At 78.3% G+C, this 322-nt stretch carries 1 protein-coding gene; it reads left to right on the top strand.

The window, feature by feature from the left end; all coding sequences use genetic code 11:
- A partial coding sequence (locus UK12_RS34670; protein ID WP_045307204.1) for an acyltransferase domain-containing protein occupies nt 1–322 on the top strand: 322 nt, incomplete at both ends.

Below are 322 nucleotides of genomic sequence, written 5' to 3'. Positions count from 1 at the left end.
GCTGGGCGGGCAGTTCGCCGCGTCGCGGCGGGACGTGCTGGCCGCGGATGAGGCGCTCAGGCGGGTCGACGTGGTCCAGCCCGCGCTGTGGGGGGTCGTGGTGTCGCTGCCCGTGGTGTGGCCCTCGCTCCGGGTGGTTCCCTCCGCCGTCGTGGGCCACTCCCAGGGCGAGGTCGCCGCCGGCTGCGCGGCCGGCGGGCTCTCGCTGGAGGACGGTGCCCGGGTGGTGGCCCTGCGCTCGCAGGCGCTGCTGGAGAGCGCCGGCGTCGGCGGCATGGTCTCGGTGGCCCTGCCCGCGGACCGGGCCCGCACCCTGTTGGAG

This window comes from Saccharothrix sp. ST-888, from assembly GCF_000955975.1.
Taxonomy (GTDB): domain Bacteria; phylum Actinomycetota; class Actinomycetes; order Streptomycetales; family Streptomycetaceae; genus Kitasatospora.
Note: the sequence above shows the minus strand (reverse complement) of the source record. Positions and strands in the feature narration are given on the sequence as shown.